General features: G+C 71.7%; 16 protein-coding genes. 8 read left to right on the forward strand and 8 right to left on the reverse strand.

Annotated elements, in window-relative coordinates; genetic code table 11:
- Positions 1–13: 13 nt before the first annotated feature.
- The 3 genes from LZ495_RS27140 to LZ495_RS27150 all read right to left on the reverse strand — a co-directional run bounded on the left by LZ495_RS27140 (position 14) and on the right by LZ495_RS27150 (position 3,243).
- Positions 14–1,231 (reverse strand): thiolase C-terminal domain-containing protein, encoded by a 1,218-nt coding sequence (locus tag LZ495_RS27140; RefSeq protein ID WP_235055533.1) that lies wholly within the window; start codon positions 1,229–1,231, stop codon positions 14–16.
- Positions 1,232–1,400: 169 nt separating this feature from the next.
- Positions 1,401–2,159: a hypothetical protein gene (locus LZ495_RS27145; protein ID WP_235055534.1), complete on the reverse strand. Its 759-nt coding sequence runs from the start codon at positions 2,157–2,159 to the stop codon at positions 1,401–1,403.
- Positions 2,160–2,310: 151 nt separating this feature from the next.
- Entirely contained in the window at positions 2,311–3,243 is a 933-nt protein-coding gene (locus LZ495_RS27150; protein ID WP_235055535.1) for a LysR family transcriptional regulator, read from the reverse strand.
- Positions 3,244–3,339: 96 nt separating this feature from the next.
- On the opposite strand from LZ495_RS27150, the gene LZ495_RS27155 reads away from it, so the two are divergent.
- Positions 3,340–3,753 (forward strand): RidA family protein, encoded by a 414-nt coding sequence (locus tag LZ495_RS27155; RefSeq protein WP_235055536.1) that lies wholly within the window; start codon positions 3,340–3,342, stop codon positions 3,751–3,753.
- Positions 3,750–4,592: an NAD(P)-dependent oxidoreductase gene (locus tag LZ495_RS27160; RefSeq protein WP_235055537.1), complete on the forward strand. Its 843-nt coding sequence runs from the start codon at positions 3,750–3,752 to the stop codon at positions 4,590–4,592. Before LZ495_RS27155 ends, LZ495_RS27160 begins: the two co-directional genes overlap by 4 nt.
- Before the next feature lie 14 nt (positions 4,593–4,606).
- Here the strand turns inward: LZ495_RS27160 and LZ495_RS27165 are convergent, their stop codons facing one another.
- Genes LZ495_RS27165 through LZ495_RS27180 form a run of 4 tightly spaced genes read right to left on the reverse strand, consistent with a single transcriptional unit; the run spans position 4,607 to position 12,534 of the window.
- Positions 4,607–8,866, reverse strand: coding sequence for an SAV_2336 N-terminal domain-related protein (locus tag LZ495_RS27165; RefSeq protein ID WP_235055538.1), 4,260 nt, complete (start codon positions 8,864–8,866; stop codon positions 4,607–4,609).
- An 11-nt stretch (positions 8,867–8,877) separates the two neighbouring features.
- On the reverse strand, positions 8,878–9,945 hold the full coding sequence (locus tag LZ495_RS27170) for an AAA family ATPase (protein ID WP_235055539.1): 1,068 nt from the start codon (positions 9,943–9,945) through the stop codon (positions 8,878–8,880).
- 20 nt (positions 9,946–9,965) lie between these two features.
- Positions 9,966–12,194, reverse strand: coding sequence for a VMAP-C domain-containing protein (locus tag LZ495_RS27175; protein WP_235055540.1), 2,229 nt, complete (start codon positions 12,192–12,194; stop codon positions 9,966–9,968).
- Position 12,195: 1 nt separating this feature from the next.
- Positions 12,196–12,534: a trypco2 family protein gene (locus tag LZ495_RS27180; RefSeq protein ID WP_235055541.1), complete on the reverse strand. Its 339-nt coding sequence runs from the start codon at positions 12,532–12,534 to the stop codon at positions 12,196–12,198.
- A 172-nt stretch (positions 12,535–12,706) separates the two neighbouring features.
- Between LZ495_RS27180 and LZ495_RS27185 the strand changes: the two genes are divergently transcribed.
- Complete coding sequence (locus LZ495_RS27185; RefSeq protein WP_235055542.1) at positions 12,707–14,587, forward strand: hypothetical protein; 1,881 nt, start codon at positions 12,707–12,709, stop codon at positions 14,585–14,587.
- Between the two features lie 21 nt (positions 14,588–14,608).
- Here the strand turns inward: LZ495_RS27185 and LZ495_RS27190 are convergent, their stop codons facing one another.
- Positions 14,609–16,147, reverse strand: coding sequence for an aldehyde dehydrogenase family protein (locus LZ495_RS27190; RefSeq protein ID WP_235055543.1), 1,539 nt, complete (start codon positions 16,145–16,147; stop codon positions 14,609–14,611).
- Between the two features lie 161 nt (positions 16,148–16,308).
- Here LZ495_RS27190 and LZ495_RS27195 point away from each other — a divergent pair, with 161 nt between their 5' ends.
- The 5 genes from LZ495_RS27195 (at position 16,309) to LZ495_RS27215 (ending at position 22,007) form a co-directional block, all read left to right on the forward strand.
- Complete coding sequence (locus LZ495_RS27195; RefSeq protein ID WP_235055544.1) at positions 16,309–16,890, forward strand: MarR family winged helix-turn-helix transcriptional regulator; 582 nt, start codon at positions 16,309–16,311, stop codon at positions 16,888–16,890.
- Between the two features lie 168 nt (positions 16,891–17,058).
- Positions 17,059–18,258 (forward strand): acyl-CoA dehydrogenase family protein, encoded by a 1,200-nt coding sequence (locus tag LZ495_RS27200; protein WP_235055545.1) that lies wholly within the window; start codon positions 17,059–17,061, stop codon positions 18,256–18,258.
- A gap of 63 nt (positions 18,259–18,321) precedes the next feature.
- The gene (locus LZ495_RS27205) at positions 18,322–19,155 is read left to right on the forward strand and encodes a crotonase/enoyl-CoA hydratase family protein (RefSeq protein WP_235055546.1); all 834 of its coding nucleotides are present in this window, start codon (positions 18,322–18,324) and stop codon (positions 19,153–19,155) included.
- Positions 19,156–19,334: 179 nt separating this feature from the next.
- Complete coding sequence (locus tag LZ495_RS27210) at positions 19,335–20,288, forward strand: DUF1444 domain-containing protein (protein WP_235055547.1); 954 nt, start codon at positions 19,335–19,337, stop codon at positions 20,286–20,288.
- Between the two features lie 180 nt (positions 20,289–20,468).
- Complete coding sequence (locus LZ495_RS27215) at positions 20,469–22,007, forward strand: DUF2252 domain-containing protein (protein WP_235055548.1); 1,539 nt, start codon at positions 20,469–20,471, stop codon at positions 22,005–22,007.
- Positions 22,008–22,169 lie beyond the last annotated feature (162 nt).

Raw genomic sequence — 22,169 nt, forward strand, 5'->3', positions numbered from 1 at the left:
GCTCATCGGCACCTCACGCCCCGTTCCCCTCGTTCCCCATCGGAGCCGTCGCCTGGCCACTGCTGTGCACCGGGTCCCCGTCCCGGCGCAGGATGAGTGCCGAGCAGGTGCCGCCCACATAGCCGGGCTGACCGGTCGTCAGCGCGACCTCCGCTCCGGCGACTTGGCGGGCGCCCGCGGCACCGCGCAATTGCGTGACGGCCTCGGCGACGTGATTGAGGCCGTGCACGTATCCCTCGGAAAGGTGCCCGCCGTGCGTGTTGACGGGCAAAAGTCCGCCGAGCGACGCGTGGCCGTCGGCGTAGAAGCCCCCGGTCTCGCCGCGTTCGACGAGGCCGTAGTCCTCCAGTTGCAGCGGCACCAGGAAGGTGAACGCGTCGTACAGCTGGGCCACGTCCACCTCGCGCGGCCCGATCCCGGCGGCCGCGTACAGCCGCGGGGCGAGCTCCGCGGCGGCGCTGACGGTGGCGTCGGCGCGGCCGTTGGAGAACAGCGTGTGGCCGCCGCCGGTCGCGGCACCGGCGATGAGCACCGGCGGCTGCGCAAGGTCGCGGGCCCGCTCGGCGCTGGTCACCACGACCGCGACCGCGGCATCGGTCTCCAGGCAGCAGTCGTACAGGCGCAGCGGCTCGGCGATCCACCGGGACGCCAGGTACGCGTCCATGTCGAGCGGCGTGCGCATCATCGCCCGGGGGCTGAGCCGCGCGTGCTCGCGCTGCGCGATCGCGACGCGCCCGAGGTCTTCGGGCTTCGCGTCGCGGGCGTGCATCCAGGCCCGGGCGAGCATGGCGTACTGCTGCGGCGGCGTGGCGTACCCGTAGGGCAGCTGGTACTGGAACTCCAGGGCATCAGGCGCGGCCCGCCCAGTGCCGCCCATCCGGAACTCGGACCGCGCGTTGACGGCCCGCCAGCACACCACGGTCTCGGCCATCCCGGTCGCGACCGCCATGGCGGCGTGCGCGACGACCTGGTGCGACGTGCCGCCGCCGCCGAACATGTCGAGGTGGTAGCGCAGGTCCTTGATGCCGAGCGCCTGGGCGACCAGCACGGCCTGGACGGAGTCGCCGACCCGGTGACAGGCCACCCCGTCGACGTCGGAGTGACGGATTCCGGCGTCGTCCAGCGCCGAGCCGATCGCCCGGAGCGCCAAAGTCAGCGTGCTGACCCCGGAGTTCTTGGCATACTCGGTCCACCCGACCCCGGCGACCGCCGTCCGGTCACGCAGCATCATGGCCAGTCACCCCCGTTCGTCCCCCCCGGTGGTCCCCGTCCTTGCCCCCGAGCCAATCGCAGCGGGGGCCATCGATCAAGTCAAACGACTGCCTGAATTGAGGGTCAGCGCCTTCTGGACGACGGCCCGCGGAGACGCGGCATTGCTTGCTTCTTGCCGCTCCCGGCTGCTATCCGCCCAAGCCCGCGAGTTTGGCCAGTTGCGCCTCCAGGATCGTGCGGGGCTCCGCGGGCTGCCCCGAGGCCTGCGCCGTGAACGCCTGCACGCTCGTGGCGCCGGCCACGGCCAGGGCCGCGGAGTAGTACCCCTCGATTTCGCCCTCGATGGAGTACTCGACCCGGAACCCGACGCTCATCGGCCCGTACCGGCCGACCTGTACATCGCCGATCTTGTACCCCCACGAGTCGTTGCCGTCCCTGACCGTGAAGGTGCCGCAGGCCTGCAGCGCGGCGACATAGGCGTCGAACTGCTTCTCCAGTACGGCGCGTTCCGCACTCGCGAGCACCAGCCCGTAGTGGGTGTCGTCGCCTTCGCCGTTCCGCGACTTCTTGGTGGCGTACAACTGCTCCACCCGCGGTGCGTCCGGCCCGCCCATCGCGTGCCGGTCGACCGGCAGACCGCAGTCCGCGGGGTCGAAGAACGTGCTCTCGTAGCTGTCGCCGTACTCCGGATCGCCGGGCCTGGTGGGCGTCTTGAGCAGATACGGCGTCTCGGGGCCGGCCGAGTAGCCCTTTCCGGCGACTTCGTCCGCGCTGAGGAGCACCGACTTCAGCTCGGTCGACGTCACCGAGAACTCCGGGCCCTTGGGCCCGTTGCGGCCACCGGCCGCGGCATCGCGCGCATGGTCGTCGGACCCGCACGAGGACAGGACGAAGAGAGCCGCCACCCCGGCCGAGGCCAGGGCATGACGGCGTGGACGTGCGTACATGGACTTCCCCCCGGAAGCTCAAATGCGAACGGGCAGCCACCCCCCAGCGGCGCCCTCCTTCAGACCGTACCTGCCGTTCGCGCGAGCCGCTGAGGTCGGAGGGCGCGGTCTTCCGGCGCGCTCGCCGGCCGCGATCCGCCGCGGGTCCGGTTCAGTCGGTGTCCGGGCGGCCGGCGCGGACGAGGGCGCGGATGAAGGCGTCGGCGGCTTGGCCCTGGGCCTGCGGCGGCCGCTGTGCCTGCGCCTGCCCGCGCCCCGGAGTCGCGGTGCGGCGGGCGGCGTAGATGCTGCGGGTGGGCGGGTCGGTGAGCGGACGTACCGCCAGGTCGGGGCGCAGCGACGGGACCAGCAGGCGCGGCGCGAGGGCGACGCCGTGGCCTTCTGCGACGAAGGCCTGCTTGCCGAGCCAGCTGCCGCATTCGATGTCGATCCGCGGTGTGAAGCCCGCCCGGGCGCAGGCCGCGGCCAGCATGGAGGCGGCCCCCGCGTAGTCCTCCACCCAGGTGTCCTCGGCGAGTTCGGCCAGGTCGACGGCGTCGCGGGCGGCCAGGCGGTGGGTCGGCGGGAGGATGCACACCGACGGCTCGTCCAGCAGGTGGGTCATGGCCAGGCCGGCGTCGGCGGGCAGGCCGGGCGGGTAGTCGGTGACGACGGCGACGTCGAGCTCGCCGTCCCGCAGCCGCGGCAGCAGGCCGGGGGTCATGCCTTCCACGAAACCGACCCGCACGTTCGGGGAGTCGCCGCCGAAGGCGGTCAGCGCGCGGGGCAGCAGCCCGGCCGCGACGCTGGGCACGGCACCGACTTGGAGCCGGCTGACGGCGTGCGTGTGCGAGGCGGCGACATCGCGCTCGGCGCGCTCGACGCGCTGCAGGATCACCGCGGCGTGGTCGAGGAGGACGCTGCCCGCGGGGGTGGGGCGTACGCCGCGGGCGTGGCGTTCCAGGAGCGGTACGCCGAGGCGGGCCTCCAGTCCGGCGATCTGCCGGGAGAGCGCGGACTGGCTGTACCCGAGGACCTGCGCGGCGGCGCTGATCGATCCGGTACGGCAGATCTCCTGCAGGGTCCGCAGCGCGAGAACGTCCATGCCGCACAGCATAGGGACAAGCCATGCGTGTGGCGCATGGCTGACCTGCAAACCATGCGCTGGTGCGATGGATAGGTGATCGGCCAGGATCGACGCATGACGACAACGCATCTCACCCACATCCCCGACCCCGAGGGCGTGCAGCCCGGTCCCGGCTACACCCACGTGGTCATGGGCACCGGCCGCTTCGTGGCCCTCTCGGGCCAGGTGGCGCTCGACGAGAAGGGCGAGGTGGTCGGCCCGGGCGACCCCGAGGCCCAGGCTCGCCAGGTGTTCGAGAACCTCCGCCGCTGCCTGGCCGCCGCAGGCGCCACCTTCGACGACGTGGTCAAGCTCAACTACTACGTGACGGACGTCGCGTACCTGCCCGCGATCCGGGTGGCCCGGGACGCGGTCGTCGACGTGACACGCCGTCCCGCCAGCACGGCGGTACAGGTCGCCGCGCTGTTCGCCCCCGAGATCCTCATGGAGATCGAGGCGTACGCAGTGATCCCGGAGGACCGCGCATGAAGCTCGCGATCTGCGGACTCGGTCGCATGGGCACGGCCTTCGCCGAGGCGTACCTGAAGGACGACGGCTTCACCCTCACCGCGGTGTGGAACCGCACCCCGCGCGAGATCGCGGGGGCGACCGCCGCGGCCTCCCCTGCCGCAGCCGCGGCGTCCGCCGATGCGGTCCTCCTCATGCTCTTCGATGCCGCCGCGTCCGCCGAGGTCTTGTTCGGCCCCGACGGCGTGGCCGCGGGCGCGGCTCCCGGCACGCTGGTCGTCAACGCGACCACGGTCGCCCCCGAGGAGTCCCGCCGCCTCGCCGCGGAGGCCTCCGCGGCCGGCCTGCGCTACGTCGAGGCCCCGGTCCTCGGCTCGATCCCCGCAGTGCGGGCGGGCACGCTCCACGTCCTGCTGGGCGGCACGGCCGAGGACACGGCCGAGGCCGACGCCCTCCTCGTTCCGCTGTCCCCCGCAGGCAGCCGTCGCCGTATCGGCCCGGTCGGCAGTGCGGCGTCCCTGAAGCTGGTCGCCAACCTCGCGCTCGGCGCGGCGGTCGCCGGCCTGCACGATGCGGTACGGCTGGGGGCCGAACTGGATGTCCCCCGCGAGGAGATCCTCACGGTCTTGCTGAGGAGCGTCCTGGGCCGATTGGTCGAGAACAAGTACGAGCGCCTGAGGGCGGATTCGTACGGGGATGCAGATTTCACCGTCGGCGCGTTGGCCAAGGACTTGGGCTTGGCCCTCGCGTCGACCGAGCAGCCGCTTCCGGCCGTGGCGGCCGCTCATGCTCTGGCATCGCAGGCCGCGGCGGCGACCCCCGACGCCGACATCAGCGCGCTGGGGCGCAGCGTCGCCTGACCGGCAGACACGGCCTAGGAGCGTAGCTCTGCCAGCAGGTCACGCACGGATCTCGTGAGCGGATGCCCTGGGCTGAGCGCCTCCTCGCAGTCCTGCAGCAGGTCCACAAGCGTGTCCTCGGCCAGGTCGTGGCGCCACTGGCCTCGGTAAGCCCAAGCAAGATCGCGCCACGTGGTCAGGGCCTCCGGATGCCCAGGGCTCAGAACCTGCTGCTGACTCGTAAGCGTCGACTCCAGGAGAACTACCGCTGTATTGATCTCACCCAGAGCCGACAGCGCAAGTCCCTTCTCACGGTCCGCAATCAGCGCGCGCGGGTGAAGGGGCTGCCTGATCGCGTGGAAGCCGAGCTTCACATCGTCGAGCACCCGAAGGGCGCCAACCGCATCGCCCGCCATGCCGTACACGTGGCCCAGCCGGGTGCGGACAATCAGCGCATCGATGTGGTTCACGCTCATCACGCGCCCGGCATCCGCGACGGCACGTTCGGAAAGGGAGGTGGCGCGTGCATGCTCGGCAACCGCGGAGTAGGCCCGCGCCAGGTTGCTCCGGACGATGATCGTGCTGGTGTCCGCGGCACCGAGCAGGCGCTCGGAAAGCGCCAACGTCTCTTCGAACAGCGGGATCGAACGGTGTAGTTCCCCTGCCGACTGATAGGTCCAGGCCAGGTTGTTCATGGAGATCAACGTGTCGGGGTGGTGCGGTCCGAAAACGCGCTGCCGGTCGCTGAGCGTCTGCTCCTTCATGCGGACGGCACGCGTCAGGTCTCCGGCCGAGTCGAGCGCGGACGCCAGCAGGTTGGCGCAGGCCAAGGTGTCGGGATGGTCGGGGCCCAGCACTCTCCGGTGGTCGAGGAGTGCCTGTTCCAGTAGGGGGATCGCCCGAAGCAGGTTTCCGGCTTCCTCGAACGCGCCGGCCTGGGCGCGCCGCGACCCGAGAGTGTGCGGATGGTCCTCGCCGAGCACCCGCGTCCGATCACCAAGTACCTGCGTATGCAGCGTGATCGCCTGCTCCAAGTCGCCGGCCAGGAGGTATGCGCCGGCCAGGTTCGAACGGGAGGTCAACGTGTCCTGATGGTCCTCCCCCAGGACCCGCGTCCGGTCCGCGATCATCCGCTTCAACAGGGGGATCGCCCGGACCAGATCCCCTGAGGATTCGTAGGCTCCCGCCAAGTGGCCCCGGGTGACGAGGGTGTCGGGGTGGTCCTCGCCCAGCAGCGATTCGCGGCCGGCAAGCGTCTCCTCGTACAACGGGATCGCCCGCCGCACGTCTCCCGTCATGTCGTGCGCCCAGGCCAGGGCGTTGCGTGCGACCAGGGTCTCGACGTGATCCGGTCCCCACACCCGCTCCAGGACCTCGACGCAACGACGGCTGTCCTGCACAAGCGTCGAGATGTTCCCTTCCTCCGCCCTGAACGAGTTCACCCAGGCCAGCAGGTAGGCGAACTCGTCGGTCTCGCTCCCTTCGGGGTATCCGGCGAGGACCACATCGGCGTGGCTCATCAGTGCCCGCCGAGTCGTGTCCCGCAGCGGAAGCGGTGTGCTGCGGAAGGTGCCGAGCAGCACTCCGACGACTCTGTCGCGGGCACGTCGGATGTCGCCGACCTGTCGATGGGGGTCGTCCGCGTCCGGCGTGCGGGCAAGTGACTGGACGACGTACGGGGTTTTGTACGTGCCTTCCTCACCTGCGACGGCCAGCCCGCTCGCCTGCAGTTGCCGCATCACGTGCTCCAGGCGGGGTGTCAGCGCTCTGGCCAGATCACGGTGCAGCGTCCCTGGAGCCAACCAGCCCCAGGCTCGGACGAGTTCGGCAGCCTCCGGTCCCACGGTGTCGACAGCATGCCGCCAGACCTGTCCGGTCGGGCCGCTTCCCCGGCCGACAAGTGCGCCGGCAGTGACCACATCGGTGAAGCCGGTCAGCGAACCCACGTACGCCGAAAACGTCTCCTCCGAGAGGTTGCACTCCAAGGCGACTTGTTCGACAGCGAGTGGCAGATGGCCCAGCGCGGTGCACACCCGCAGGCCCAGGGCCGTCTCGAAACCGTCGGTCAGCGCTGCTCCGCCGGCCAGCCTCCGTTCCAGGAGCCTCAGCGAATCGGTCGGATCCAGCACCTGCAGCGGCAAATCCTGAACGCCTGCCAGGAGCCGTCCCCATTCGAGGGCCGTCCGCGTCGTCGCGAGAATCCGGACCCGGTCGCCCAGGAGCTCCCGGACGCGCTTCAGTTCCTCGGGTCCCCGCATGCCGTCCAGGACCAGGATGCGGTCGTCCTGGATGACGGCCCTGACGTCAGGGGCGAGTTCGGCGACGTGCACCGAGCCGAGCCCCGTTCTTCCCACGAGCGGCCGGATCAGCCTCGCCAGGCTCGCATCGACGACCTTCGTGCCCCCGGCCTTGACCCACCAGCACTCGTCGGTCGGGTTCCGCGTCAGCGCCCAGTGCGCCGCCAGTGCGGTCTTGCCGGAGCCCAGGAACCCGTGGACGACGCAGGTGGCACCGGGTTCCGCCAAGGCTGCGTCCAAGGCGTCCAGTTCCGCGTCGCGGCCGACGAACGCACCCATGACCGGGATTCCGGAGTTTCGGCGCGTCCGTTGCGGAGCCGCAGCCGGCCGCCCCACCGGGGGCGCCTCCTTGCCAGAGGCAGAGCCATCCGTTCCGCCGTGCGCCCGCACACCCACGCCAAGCCGTTCCAGGACGCGTTTGCCGATCCAGCCGAAGCCCTCAGCGGTCTCGTCGATCCGGCCCATGCCGCTCGAATCACCCGCCCACGCGGCGAACTTCGTGCCGCGGCCCGAGGAGCGTTCGAGCGATTCCGCGACCGCTTCGGCGGTCTGCAGGAGTTCAGGACCGCGCAACGTGGCCATGAGCGTCCGGCGGGCTGCCTCGTCGAAGTCGAAGACCGCTTCGAAGCCCATGCCCCCGACCTGGTCGGGCGGGAGCCGGCGCATCAGGCCGCCGAGCAGAACCTCCGCGAGGTGCCCGGTGTCCGTCGTCCGGCCGACCGCTTCGCGGACGAGGTGCATGACCGGGACCGTCACGGGCGCGATCGCGGCCAGGTGCGCGGCGAGCCGGTACGCCTCCGGTGAGGCTGCGCTGCGGAAGCCCACGACGGCGTCGGCCGCCGGGCGTTGCGTGCCCGGCGCGGGCGGCCGCGACGTCCGCGGAACCTGCTGAACCGGCGCCGCCAGCAAGGGCAGCAGCGTCGCGGCGGACGGCGAGCTGATCGTCCGGGCCCACGCGCCCAGCACGCCCGGTTCCATGGCCAGCACCGGGACCGCCACGCCCGGGAACGGTGCCAGGTCGGCGGGCAGCAGGCGATCGACCACCCGCCATCCTGCGGACGCTCCGCCCTTCTGACGTGTGGTCACCGACCATTCCTGGGCCTGGATCCCGGTCCCCGCCCACAGCCGTCGCGGGAGCGTGTGCACGACCGCGGTGGGGCCGTGCCCGGCCCATGCGGTCAGCGCGGCGTGCATGCGGCCGTCGCGCCAGGCCGCGCCGACGCCGTCGCTGACGACGAGCACCAGTGTGCGGCCGTTGGGGTCGTTCACCGCTCCGGGCGGCAGGCGCTGCCCGGCCTCGGCGGCGGCGAAGGGCTTGGTGTGCAGGGTGGGGCCGTCCGCCGCCCTGCTGTCCAGGCCGAAGACCTGGACCGTGCGGAACGCCCCCGCCTGTTCCATGAGCGTCCGCAGGTCCGCGACGAGCCGCTGCCACAGGTACATCGAGACGCCGTCGTCCACGACCAGGGCCAGCGACAGCCAGCGGGCAGGTGCGGGGCGCATCTCCGCATCGGCGATGCCGGTCTCGGCGACCGAGGCGACGGTGCGTTCCTCGTCCAACTCCAGTCGGCGCGGGTCGGGGACGCGCTGCTTGAGCGGCCGTAACGCCCGGGCCAGCAGCAGATCGCGGCCTACCCGCGATGCGGCTTCGGGCACTCCGACAGGACGTGCGCGCTGCGCCGCGCCGGCCCGTCTCGCCTCGTGGCGCGGGCTCGGCGGGCGCACCGCGGCGTACAGCGGCTTGCGTTCGGGGTCGTCGGCCGCCGGGGCAGGCTGGGGCGCAGGCGGCGGGGCCGCCGACTCGCGTGCTTCGGCGGGCGGCACGGGTTCCGGTGCCGTCGGCGATGGTTCGGCCGCGGCCGCCTCGACGTCCCGGCCCCGGGCCAGCGGCGCGGCGGCGCCTTTGGGCATGCGCAGGGCAAGCCACAGCACGTCGAGGAGTTCCTCGTCGGCGAGGTCGACTCCCGCGTCCGCAAGGATGCGCCGCAGCTGCCCGGGCATGCCGGTCCGCCCTAGACCTTGCCGGTCAGCTTGTGCAGGACGGCTTCCAGCAGGCCGTCCGCGTCCAGGTCCACCCCGGCCTTGCGCAGGAAGACCGCATTGAGGAGTTGGTCGGTGGCCAGTCCGCCTTCCTCGCGCCGGTCCAGGAAGATCTGCATCAGCCCGTCGATGTCCCGCAGTGCGGCCGCCCCCAAGTGGGCCTCGACGATGTCGCGCAGTCCCTCATCGCCTGGTTCGGGCAGGTCCAGGCGTACGCATCGGCGCAGGAAGGCGGGCGGGAACTGGCGTTCGGCGTTGCTGGTGATGACGACGACCGGGAACTCGGTGCAGCAGACGCGGCCGCGCTCGACCGTCACCTGCTTCCCCGGGTCGTCGGTCAGCACGTCGACGAGGCTCTCCGCCTCCGGGAGGCGTACCAACTCCGGGATTTCGAAGCGGCCTTCCTCGAAGACCGTGAGCAGGTCGTTGGGAAGATCGACATCGCCCTTGTCCAGTTCGTCGACCAGAAGCACCCGCGGACGGGCGTGGGGTGCAAGCGCTGTGCCCAGCGGGCCGAGGCGGACGTAGCTGCCGATGCCGAGTTCGGTCGCCTGCTGCTCGCCGTCGCGCGGCTGCTCGCCCTCACGCCGGAGGTTGGCCTCGCGCAGCCGTCCGACCGCGTCGTAGCGGTAGAGCGATTCCTGAAGGCTGGAGCGGCTGTTGATCGGCCAGTGCAGTACGCGTCCCAGGTCGAGTTCGTGCGCGATGGCGTGGGCCAGCGACGACTTGCCGGTGCCGGGGGCGCCGGTGACGAGCAGCGGGCGGCGCAGCAGCAGTGCGGCGTTCACGACGTCGGCTTCGGCGGGCCCGATGAGGTAGCGCGGCGGCTCGGGTTCGGCGTCGGCCAGCGGGGTGAAGCGGCGCCAGCTCGGGGCTTCGGGGAAGTCCACACGGCGCTGCTGCCCGTCGCCGTGGAAGAGCCGCCAGCCGTCGGCGCCGGAGGCCTCCGCGGAGACTTCGCCGGGCTCGGAGGCTGCGCCGTCCTCGAAAGCTGCGCCGGGCTCGGACACTTCGCCGGGCTCGCTGCCGTTGCCGGTCATCTGGTGAACTCCCTTGTGTTTCAGCCGGGGTCCGACAAGGTCAGGGTCCCGAGAGGCGGCCTGTCGTCCGTCTCGTGCGGGTCGTCTTCCTCCCAAACGAGGGACACCCGCGCCGGATACTTCTTGGGATGTGCGTGTGCGTCAAGGCGGTATTCCTTGACGCGTCCGCGCAGTCCGGCCGCGGGCCTGCCAAGGACGAGGCGGTCGAGGCGGTCGCCGTGTGCGGCGGTCGTCGCGACGCGGTCCCAGATGACGACGGGCGCGCCGAGGACGATGCACAGGCTCAGGTGCTGCTCACGCGTCGCGGGAGGGCCGTAGAGGACGACTCCCGCGGCGGTGCGGTATCCCTGTTCCACCCAGGCGCGTACGGCGGCGATGTCGTCGCGCCTGCGGCCGTCGCCCGCGATGTCGAGCAGCGTGCTCCCGTCCCCGCCCCACTGCCGCCCCTGCGTACCGGCTGTCAGAGCACGCAACTCCGGGCAGTTCAAATCCAGTTCGAAGTCGGACCCGAGCGGGAGACCGGGATCGACGACGAACTCGCTGCCGGGATGCCACTCGTCGACGGCCCACTGCAGTCCGTCGCGGGCGACCTGGACGCTCACGCCCACCTCGCGGGTGCCGCACGAGCGCACCACGGTGCGGATGAGCCGGGCGACGTCCACCGGGTCCTTCGGCTCGTCGTCCCGGTGCTCCGGCGGGGGTGCCGGGTCGCGGGCGTCCCGGATCCAGATGCGGCAGCGGTACGTGCCCTCGTCGTCGCCGGGTTCGCGGCGCAGGTCGACGCACACGCGGACGCGGGCCTCCTGCGGTGCCGCGGCGGCCTTTTCGCTCCAGCGGATGGCGTCGGAGCGCCGCTCCTCCAGGGCTCCTTCGGCGACGCCGAGCCGCTTGGCGATCCGGTTGCTCCATTGCCGCAGCCGTCCGCGGCCGGGGCCGTCGACGACCGCGGCGACGTGTTCGGCGACCCGCAGCAGGTCCGGGACGAGCGGCCTGGCCTGCGTGTCGGACCATTCGCCCGGCCGCTGCTCCAGCCAGGCGATCACCTCGGGGACCGCGTCCGGTGCCGTATCGGGGCCGCGGAGGACCGCGGGAAGCTCCAGATGCGGCAGCGCCTGCCGCGCTGCGCTCACCAGGGCATCCGGCCGCTGCTCGACAGCGGAGCGGAACTCGGTTTCCAGGGCGGCGGATTCCGGCCCCGAGAGCAGGGCGCACGCCTCGCTGACCGCCGCATAGCGCAGCAGTTCGGTGAGATGGCTGCGTCCTTCGCGGTCGTCGGAGGTCAGCCGCATGGCGAACGACTCGGTCAGGGTCGGCAGGGCGCGTTCGCGGGTGCGGACGAAGGCCAGGGCGTCGCCGACGGACACGGTTCGGCCGTCGGGCATCGGTTCGCCCAACTTCGAGGTCGCGTGCCGCAGGTGGGCCTCCAGCACGTCGGATTCGCCGAACAGCTTCCAGAACAGGCGTTCCAGCTCGGGATCGACGGGGACGTCCGGCACCGCGGGCTCGGCCGCCCGCGCCCGGTTCCGCGGCTCCCGCTCGGGGTCGCCGATGCCGATGAGCCCGGCCAGGCCCGTGCAGTGGTCGCCGACGATGTCGCGGAACTCGGCGTCGGCCAGGAACGCCTCGACGCGGATGGCGTACAGGCGGTCGCGGAGGTCTTCGTCGCGCCGCACGACGACGCCGATCAGGTGGCCGTCGCAGAAGACCGCGCTGCCGGAGGCCCCGCGCCAGACCTGGCCCTCGCCGCGCTGCTTCTTCAGCTGCGGCTGCCTTGCCGTGTAGAACTTGTCCAGGCTCGCGGCCGGGTGCAGGACGTACACGTCGGCATTGCCTTCGCCGACGGACAGCGGCGCGATGCGGCCCGCTATCTGCTCGGCCGGCCGGGTCTTGCCGCGGGCGACGCCGAGCGGGAACGCACACGCGTTGTACGGCGCCATCTCCGTGCCGGTGAGCTGCCCCCACGACACCGCGCCGTCCAGGTCGACCGGTTGCGCGAGCCGGAGCAGGGCGACCGAGTCGGCGGCCCCGCCGTTGTGCCACCAGGCGACTTCGGCTCCGGAGCGGACCATGCCGTCCCGCGGGTCGCCGATGCTGACCTCGCAGCGCTGCCAGGCCGCCTGGCAGGCGTGGTTCCACAGCACGTGGGACACGGTGAGGACGAGTTGCGGCGCGATCAGGTAGCCGGTCCCGGTCGAGCGGTGTCCCGCGGCGTCTCCGGCCCGGATCAGCGCCAGCCTTCGGGGGTCCACCTCAGTCCTCGGGGTCCCAGGCTCCGCTCGTATCGTCGTTGACCTGCACGGGCGTATTGCCGGCCGCGCGGTCCTGGATGTCGAGCTTCAGCGTCAGCCGGTGCGTGCGCGCGTTGGAGCGCTGGCCGCTCCCGCCGGCCGAGACCGAGGCGACGGTCGCCACGCCGAACGAGAACTTCCCCGAGCCCTCGTCGAGTTCGCGCAGTTCCAGGAGCAGTTCGAGCTCGGCGTCCTTGATCTCGAAGCCGAACTGCTGGTTCTGACCGTCGGTTTGCGCCTGGTACAGCTCCTGCCGGAGCTCCTCCAACGCCGCGGCCAGCCCCATCCCGCTGTCGGCCATCGCCCGTGCCCCCGTTCGCGCCGTCCGTCCCGAGCCCCGCCAGTATGCCGCAGCACCAACCGTGTCGGCAGCGCGTCTGCGGCGATGAACCGAATCAGCGTGCCCCCGCCGATTCCGCCGCGCTCGGGTCATCTAGTCTCTGGCGCGCAAACTGCTCGAGCACGGGGGAAACGTGACCGGATCAGATGGCAATTCGACTGCTGCGCTGCCGTCTCGCGGTCAGCCGCACGGGCAGGGGCGGGGTCCGCGACGCCGGGCCCGGCTCGCAGCCGCCGGAACGAGAACCCTCGCGGGTCTGCTCGCCGGGGCCCTGCTGGCCACCGGGTGCAGCTTCACCGGCACGTCCGGTGGCAAGGACGAACGCGGAGGCGCGGGCGACAAGGTCGGCCAGGCCGCCGAGCCGAGCGACCTTGCCGACCCGGTCAGGCAGCCGTTCTTCGAGGCGTTCGACGCGTTGGCGGCCCACCCGGCGCTGCGGATCGTCACCGACCGGACCGACCGCATCGTCACCGCCGCCGGGATCGAGATCGGCACCGCCGTGGTGGACGGCGTGTCCGTGGACATGACGACCCTGCTCGGCACCACGTACTTCAAGCCGGGCATCAATACCGCCGTCAAGATGACGGACCTGTCGCTGCCCCCGGAAACGTTGCGGGACCGCTGGTTCGTCGACAGCGGGGACTGGACGGGACCGACGTATCTGTGGGCCGCACCGCCGGCCCTCGCGCAGCTGCTGCGCCGGGCCGTCACCGAAGTCAAGGACGCCCGGCCGGTCGGTGACGACGTGGACGGAACCGACGCACGCAGGCTGGCCACTCCGGCCGGGGACATCTACATATCGGCCGCCGCACCCCACAAACTGCTGGGGTTCACGCCCACCGGCGGCGCCGGCCCTTCGGCCGCGCCGGACATGGCCGGTGGATCGCCCGTTCCGCTTCGGGACATGGGTGGCCGCCCGGGCCCGGCCATACGTACGGCGGCGCACCGGTCTGACGGCGCTGCGGGAGGGCCGAACGCACCCGGGGCCATGGGCGTCTATCCGGTGCAGGTGAAGAGTGTCGAGGAGGCGTACAACAACATCCGCCAGGCGCTGGCGGACGCCAAGAAGAACCGCAAGTCGCCCATCAATCCGAAGTTCCGCCTCGGACAGAGCGCGGAGAGCGTCCAGTGCAACAACTCCGGGTGCACGGTGTCGCTGACCGTCACGGCCAAGCGCGAGCCGCGCAGTGTCGCTGCGGGGCGCAACTTCGACCCGGATGCGGAGATCGTTGCACTGCTGACCGCGGAGTTCAGCATCCAAGGCAGCCCGGCAGGCGCGTGCGAGCAGTCGGTGGCGCTGACCGAGGGCGTGGGTGCTCCGATGACCTGCAGCTATGCCCCGGCCGGCGCGATCATGGCGCAGGCGCAGGTCGAGGCGGAGGCGAGGGCCCGCGCCTCCGCGGCGCCGGGCACCACCGCCACGTGGCAAGTCCCCTTCCGGGGCGAGTGGGTGGTCTTCGCCACCGCGCAGAATACGCTCACGCTTGCGGACGGCGTGCTGGATGCCGCGCTCGACAACCTGGGCAAGTTCGTGCCGCCCGACCCGGGCGACCGGGTCTCCGGCAGCAAAGAGGGGGCCCAGTCGCTGCTGCCCCGGGCTCTGGCGTACCACCGGGCGCTGTCCCCGGGAGACCAGCGGACGACCGTCGTGGCCGTCATCCGCGTCCGCAAGATCGGTGCGGCACGCGGTGCCCCGGACGAGTTCGAGATCTGGGTGGCGACCTCGAAGCCCGGTGCCGCCTGGCCGTTCAAGGGCACGGTGCCGAACATGGTGGAGATCTTCATATCCGGTCTCGGGCATGCCGAGAAGACCATCATCGATGCGCTGTACGTGGACGGAGTGCAGCGCTACCAGATCGTGGAAGGCGCTTCCAGTCTCAACGTCTGCCTGGTCACCCCCAACGGCCGCTGTTCGTCGCAGTTGCACGCCGAGGGGCTGACCATCGGCGGCGACTGGTTCCCGTGGCTGGGCGGCGGGATCAAGTCCGACTACCGGATCTTCTGGTACCCGTAGGCCGCCGTATCCGAGCCGGGCTCACAGGAGTTCGATCATCACGGCCTTCTCGCGGGTGTTCTCCAGGACCGAGTCGTGGCCGTAGCCGCTGTCGCCCATGCCCGCGAAGGGGAGGCCGCCGCCGAGGCGGCGGTAGGTGTTGACCCAGATGAAGCCGGCGTGCAGGGCTGCGGTCATGCGGTGGGCGCGGGCGAGGTCCTGGGTCCACACGCCTGCGGCGAGGCCGTACGTGGTGTCGTTGGCGATGCGGACGGCGTCGGCCTCGTCGGCGAAGGGGATGACGACGGCCACCGGGCCGAAGATCTCCTCGCGGCAGATGCGCAGGCTGTTGTCCTCGGTGCGGAACAGCGTCGGTTCGACGAAGTAGCCGCCGGCCAGCGGCGATCCGTCCTCGAAGAGGGCGGCGCCGTGCCGTCCGCCGAAGACCGGGGCGGCGCCTTCTGCGAGGGCGAGGTCGAGGTATCCGGTGACCCGGGCGTACTGCTCGGCGGAGACGATCGGGCCCATGGTGGTCGCGGGGTCGAGGGCGTCGCCGAGGACCACGGTGTCGACCGCTGCGCGCATCTTCTCCAGGAACGGGTCGATCACGGACTCCTGGACGAGGATGCGCGTGCCCGCGTAGCAGACCTGGCCGGCGTTGCCGGTGTAGACGGCGGTGGTCGTGACGCCGACCGCGGCGGCCTCGAGGTCGGCGTCCGCGAAGACGATGTTCGGGGACTTGCCGCCGAGTTCGAGGGCGAGCGGCTTGAGGTGGTCGGCCGAGGCGCGGGTGATGACCCGACCGGTCGCGGTCGAGCCGGTGAGGCTGATGCGGTCCACGCCCTGGTGCCGTACCAGCGGGTCGCCGACCTCCTCGCCGAGTCCGGCGACGATGTTGAGGACGCCCGGCGGGAGGGCCTCGGCGACGAGTTCGGCGAACCGCAGGGAGGAGGCGGAGGCCTGTTCGGCAGGTTTGACGATGACGGTGTTGCCGGCTGCGAGGGCGGCGGCGGCCTTGGCGGTCAGGGTGGGCAGCGGGGCGTTCCACGGGATGATGCCGAGGACCACGCCGTACGGTTCGCGGCGGGTCAGGCCGACGGTGGTCGGGCCAATCTGCGTGCTCATGCCGCGGACCGCCGCATCGCACTCGCCGGCGAAGGCGCTCCACATGTACGCCACGCCGGGCAGGTCGCCGCCGCGGACGTCGCGGATGATGCGGCCGTTGTCGCGGGCCTCGATCTCGGCGAGTTCGACGGAGTTCTCCGCGACGATGCGGGCGACGTCGCGGAGGTACATCGCGCGGCGTACCGGGGGCAGTGCCGACCAGGCCGGGTACGCCCGGCGCGCGGCGGCCACCGCGGCCTCGGCGTCCGCGGCGCCGGAGCGCGGTATGCGGGCCCAGACGAGGCCGGTGGACGGGGCCACCGAGTCGAGCCGCGCGCCGCCGGCGGCGGGGAGGATCTTGCCGTCGATCAGGTTGCCGAACTCGCGCGGCTCCGGCGCCGGCTCCGGCCGGCCCTGTGCCGGTCCGTCCGCCTGTCCGTCCGCGTGCGCGTCCGCGTGCCCGTGCGTCGTCGCCATCGTCCCGGTACCTCGCCGTCCGTGATCGTGCGCTGCTCGTGTGCCTCACGGTTCTAGCGCCCGGGCACCTGCCCCGGCAAGAAGAATCAAACAGTCGATTGATTTATGTCAGGAGCGGCGGCGGGCCGGGCGGGCATGGCCCTTGTCTGTTGGATGCATACATGCAAGCATCCGGCATGCCCGCCGACCGGCCGCCCGCCGCACCGCCCGGACCCGCTCCGGAGGACTTCCCGGACGACGTTCCGGATGCGTTCGGGGACGCCTTCCCGGACGCGTTTGCGGACGACTCCGCCGAGGCCATGGTCAGCGCGTTCATCACGTTGGTCACCGATGTCGACCGCACTCCCGCGTACCGCGCGCGGATGGAGGGCTCGGCCGGGCGGCCGCTGCCCCGTTCGGCGATCTCCATCCTGTTCGTGCTGCAGCGGCACGGGCCGCTGGGCGTCAAGGAGATCGCGGACCGGCTCGGCGTGGAGCAGTCGACGGCGAGCCGCCAGATCCGCCCGCTGGAGGACAACGGCCTGGTCCGGCGTACCGGGGACCCTCGGGACGGCCGCGCGGTGCTGCTGGACGTCACCGACGACGGGCGGGCCGCGCGCGAGCGCATCCGGCAGGTGTGGCTGCGCGACATCGCGACCGTGTGGCGCGACTGGGCCCCGGAGGACCGCGCGCAACTGGGCGCGCTGCTGACCCGGTTCCGCGACTCGTACCAGGACCTGCGGGACCGCCGGGGCGACCCCTGACCTGCCACTCCTGACCTGCCACTCCTGACCTGGCACCGCTGACCTGCCACCCCTGTCGCGCGCTCGACGCGCCGCACTCGTACCGAGGAACAGCACGGCACCACCGGCACCGAACCCGCCACCCACCACCGGATCCCGAGCCCGTCTCGGCCCACCCGCGGAGGCCGTATGCACATCGCCTACACCCCGGAGCAGGAGCAGCTGCGCCGCGACCTGCGCGCCTACTTCGCGGGCATCATGACGCCCGAGATCCGCGCGCAGGCCGCGACCGAGGGCGAGGCCCTGGACCGGGACAGCGCGTACTGCCGGATCATCCGGCGGATGGGCCAGGACGGCTGGCTCGGCATCGGCTGGCCCAAGGAGTACGGCGGCCAGGCGCTCAGCAACATCGAGCAGCTGATCTTCCACGACGAGGCGATGGGTGCCGGGGCGTCGATACCCCTGCTGACCCTCAACAGCGTCGGCCCGGCGCTGATGGAGTTCGGCAGCGAGGAACAGAAGGCGTTCTTCCTGCCGCGGATCCTGGCCGGCGAACTGCACTTCGCGATCGGCTACTCGGAGCCGGACGCGGGCACCGACCTGGCCGCGCTGCGAACCAGCGCGGTGCGGGACGGCGACGAGTGGGTCATCAACGGGCAGAAGATGTGGACGTCGCTGGCGAGCGTCGCCGACTACGTCTGGCTGGCGGTGCGGACGAACCCGGAGGAGGCCCGGCACAAGGGGCTCTCGGTGTTCTGCGTGCCGACCGACACCCCTGGCTTCTCGTGGACGCCGGTGCCGACGCTGACCGGGCAGACCACCACGGCGACGACGTACGACAACGTCCGGGTGCCCGCGTCCGCGCTGGTCGGGCAGCCGGGCGACGGCTGGAAGCTGATCACCGGGCAGCTGAACCACGAGCGGGTCGCGCTGTGTTCGGCGTACGGCCTGCAGTTGCTGGTGAACCAGACGCACCGGTGGGCCACCGAGACGCTGCTGCCGGACGGCTCGCGGCTCATCGACCGCGAGCTGGTCCGCCTCAACCTGGGCCGCCTGCACGCCCGGACCGAGTACCTCAAGCTGCTCAACTGGAAGGCCGCGTGGGGTGCCGACCACGGCGCGAAGTTCGGTCCGGCGCAGGCGTCCACGACCAAGGTCTTCGGCACCGAGCTGTACGTCGAGGCGTACCGGATGCTGATGGAGATCCTGGGCGAGGAGGCGTACGTGCAGGGTCCGGCGGCCGAGGACGACCTCGGCGGGCAGATCCGCTCGCGCGTGGAACGCATGTACCGCATCTGCCTGATGCTCACGTTCGGCGGCGGCACCAACGAGATCCAGCGCGACATGATCGCGATGCTCGGGCTCGGCATGCCGCGTCCGCCCCGCTGACCCCGTCCTCGCCCCTGCCCCTGCCCCTTCTGAAATCCCTTTTGCCGCAAGGAGCATCCCCGCATGTCCGAGCAGTCCGCGCAGCCTGAAGCCGTCGAGCCGCCCGTCCTCGTCGAGCGCGACGGCCACGTCCTGATCGTCACGCTCAACCGCCCGCGCGCGAAGAACGCGCTGACCACCGAGATGATGGACATCCTCGAGAAGACCTGGGACCTGGTCAACGAGGACCCGGACATCCGGGTGGCCATCCTGACCGGTGCGGGCGGCGCGTTCTGCGCGGGCGCGGACCTGAAGAACATGAGCAAGAGCGCCCCGGGCGACGCGTTCAAGGGCGACGGGGACGGCACCAAGCTGGCGCTGGACATGTCGGTCATGAAGTGGATCCTCAAGGGCTTCACGCTCAAGAAGCCGCTGATCGCCGCGGTCGAGGGGCCGGCCATCGCGGGCGGTACGGAGATCCTGCAGTCGACCGACATCCGGGTCGCGGGCGAGTCGGCGCGGTTCGGCGTCTCCGAGGTCAAGTGGGGCCTGTTCCCGCTGGGCGGCTCCGCGGTACGTCTGCGCCGGCAGATCCCGTACACCGCGGCCGCGGACATCCTGCTCACCGGCCGGCACTTCTACGCCCCCGAGGCGAAGGATCTGGGCCTGATCTCGCACCTGGTGCCGGACGGCACGGCGCTGGAGAAGGCCAAGGAGATCGCGGACACCATCGCGGCGAACGGCCCGCTCGCGGTCCAGGCCGTGCTCCGCGTGCTGCGCGAGACCGACGAACTGCCCGAGGACCAGGCGTTCAAGATCGAGTCGGAGATCGGCATGCGGGTCTTCCTGTCGGAGGACTCGCGGATCGGGCCGCGGGCTTTCGCGGAGAAGAAGACTCCGGAGTTCAAGGGGCGCTGACCCCGGCGCCGCGGCGTTCCGCTTCCCGCTTCGGGAGGGCCTCCCCCGTCGTCGTCGCACACGCGACACGTCCCGGGAGGCCCTCCCCCTGCGTGCGGGCCCCGGGTCGATGATCACTACGCTGCCCGGGCGGCGGCGACGGTGCCGTACGGAGCAGAACGAGGCGGGGGCGGGAATCCATGGGGCTGTTCGGGAAGCGCAAACCGGCCGAGGACGCGGTGTTCCCGTTCCTGACCAAGGACGAGGGCGTGCATCTGCGCTACCTGGTCACCGCGGCGTTCGCCGCGCACGGCATCGCCGTCACGATCAGCGGCGACCAGGCGGTGGAGTCGGGCTCCCGACGCCGGACGCTCCCGAACGGGAACGGCAATTTCATGCAGTTCGGCCTGCACAACCTCGCCGCCAAGTGCGCGGCGGCGCGCGGGGTCCGCATGTGGTCCGACGTGGTCGCCGAGCATGTGGATGTGATGGCCGCGCTCGTGGCCGAGTCCGGCGCGGGGAAGCGCCCGGTCGGCCTGGCGGAGGCGCTCGCCACCATGTACCCGAAGCTGACCGCGGATGCACTGGTGTTGGACACCTACGGGCGCCCTCTCGCGGCCGGCCTGCGCGTGCAGTTGGCCCGGGACACGGGGACCACGGTCGCCGGCCTGGACGACGCGGAGGTGGCGCGGCTCGGTCCCGTCGAAGACCTGTGGCGTGCCGCGTACGCCAATCTGCGGGCGCTGCCCGGAGGCCGCCACGAGGCGATCGTCGGCGAGAACGGCGGCAGGTACGACCTCGTCGCCGACGATTCCTACTTCACGGCGTCGCGCCTGCTGCTCTTGGACGAGGCGGTGGCCGCGGTGACGGGCCTCCTGGTAATCCCGGAGAACGGCGTGCTCGTGTGCGTGCCGAACCGCCGGACCCTGATGTTCCACCGCATCCGGGACGCGTCCTTCGTCGCTGCGGCAGCCGACATGGTCTTCGCCGCGGCACGGCTGCACGCCGGCGCGCAGTGGCCGCTGACTCCGGACCTGCTGTGGTGGCGCGAGGGGACGGTGACGGCGTTGAGCAGCCGTGTCGGGGACCAGGTCCAGGTGGATTGGCGCGGCCCGATCCGCGAGGTGCGGGCGCGGATGGCTGCGGGGATCTGACCGGCGGTCCGGTCGGCATGGTGCTGCCGACGCGGTGCTGCCGGCGGCCACCCGTTCGGCGGAACGCGCCCCGGCCTCCGCGGCGTCCCCCTGCCTCCCCCGCTCCGCTCGCCATGCCGATGCCGGGAATCCGGGCGATCATGAAGGTCATCGATCGCCGCTGCTCGGGAGGGCTCCCGCATGACCGCGTCCGTGACCGCGAAGTCCCCCGGGACGACGTCCTCCGAGGCAAAGTCCGCCAAGGCGAAGTCCTCCAAGGCCACGTCCTCCGGTAAGGCGAAGTCCTCCGGGACGCTGTCCAAGCTGCTCGACGGCAAGCCGTTCCGCACGCCCGCAGAACGGGCCGAGCGAGGCAGGGCCGCGCGCAAGGCGGTGCCCCGGTCGAGCCACGCGGAGTACGTTCCCGCCAAGAAGCGGCCCGACCCCGTGGACGTGCTGGAGGAGCAGTCGGCGCAGCGCGTCGCCGAGCTGATCCCGACCCGGTACGCGCGGATGACCGAGTCGCCGTTCCGCTTCTACCGCGGGGCGGCCGCGATCATGGCCGGCGACCTCGCGTCGACTCCGGCGACCGGCATCCGTACGCAGCTCTGCGGCGATGCGCACCTGCTCAACTTCCGGCTGCTCGCGTCGCCGGAGCGGCACCTGCTGTTCGACATCAACGACTTCGACGAGACCCTGCCCGGCCCGTGGGAGTGGGACGTCAAACGCCTGTCGGCCAGCATGGTCATCGCGGCGCGGGCGAACGGCTTCGATACGGGCGAGCAGGCGAAGATCGTGCGGCGCACGGTGCGTTCGTACCGGACGTGGATGACGACCTTCGCGGGCATGCGGGACATGGACGTCTGGTACGCACGGGCCGACGTCGACGAGCTGCTCGCGCTGGGCACCGGGACGAAGAAGCTCGCCAAGGAAGACCGGGAGCGGATCACGCAGGCCGCGGCCAAGGCCCGCGGGCGCGACAGCCTGCAGGCGTTCGACCGGCTCACCGAGGTGGTCGACGGGCGGCGCCGGATCGCCGCGGATCTGCCCCTGGTGGCCCCGATCCGCGACCTCCTCCCGGATGCCCAGGCGGGTGAACTCCATGGTCGCATCAGCGAGTTGATCGAAAGCTACAGCCGGACCCTGAATGCGGACCGGCGTGCGCTGCTCGGCCGGTTCCGGGTGGCCGACATGGCCCGCAAGGTGGTCGGCGTGGGCAGTGTCGGCACCCGGTGCTGGATCGTGCTGCTGCTCGGCAAGGACGACGAGGATCCGCTGTTCCTGCAGGCGAAGGAGGCCGACACGTCGGTGCTCGCGCCGTATTGCGGGGCGTCGGAGTACGCCGAGCAGGGCGAGCGCGTGGTGACCGGCCAGCGTCTGATGCAGGCGGCGACCGACATCTTCCTGGGCTGGGAGCGCGCGAAGGGCATCGACGGGAAGCGGCGCGACTTCTACGTACGCCAGTTGCGCGACTGGAAGGGCATCGCCCGGCCGGAGACGATGGACCCGCGCGAGCTGGGCCGCTTCGGCGAGATGTGCGGCGCGACGCTGGCCCGCGCGCATGGCCGCAGCGGCGACCGCATCGCCATCGCGTCGTACCTGGGCACCAGCGACACCTTCGACCGCGCGCTGAGCGAGTTCGCCCAGGCGTACGCGGACCAGAACGAACGCGACTACAAGGCCCTCAAGGCGGCCGTGAAGAGCGGCCGCGTGACCGCCGCGCCGACGTCGGACGGCTGACACCGCGGCGCAGCACCGGGCGGGCCGGGCACCCGCGGCGGGTGGTCACGACTGCGGCAGCATTTATATCCAAAATCTAGCGACGGTCAAATAAACGCGCTAACGTTCGGCACGTCCAGCCAAGCACACGGGGCCCGGAACGCCGCGCATGGCCGCCGACGA

Source organism: Yinghuangia soli (assembly GCF_021502675.1).
GTDB lineage: Bacteria > Actinomycetota > Actinomycetes > Streptomycetales > Streptomycetaceae > Yinghuangia > Yinghuangia soli.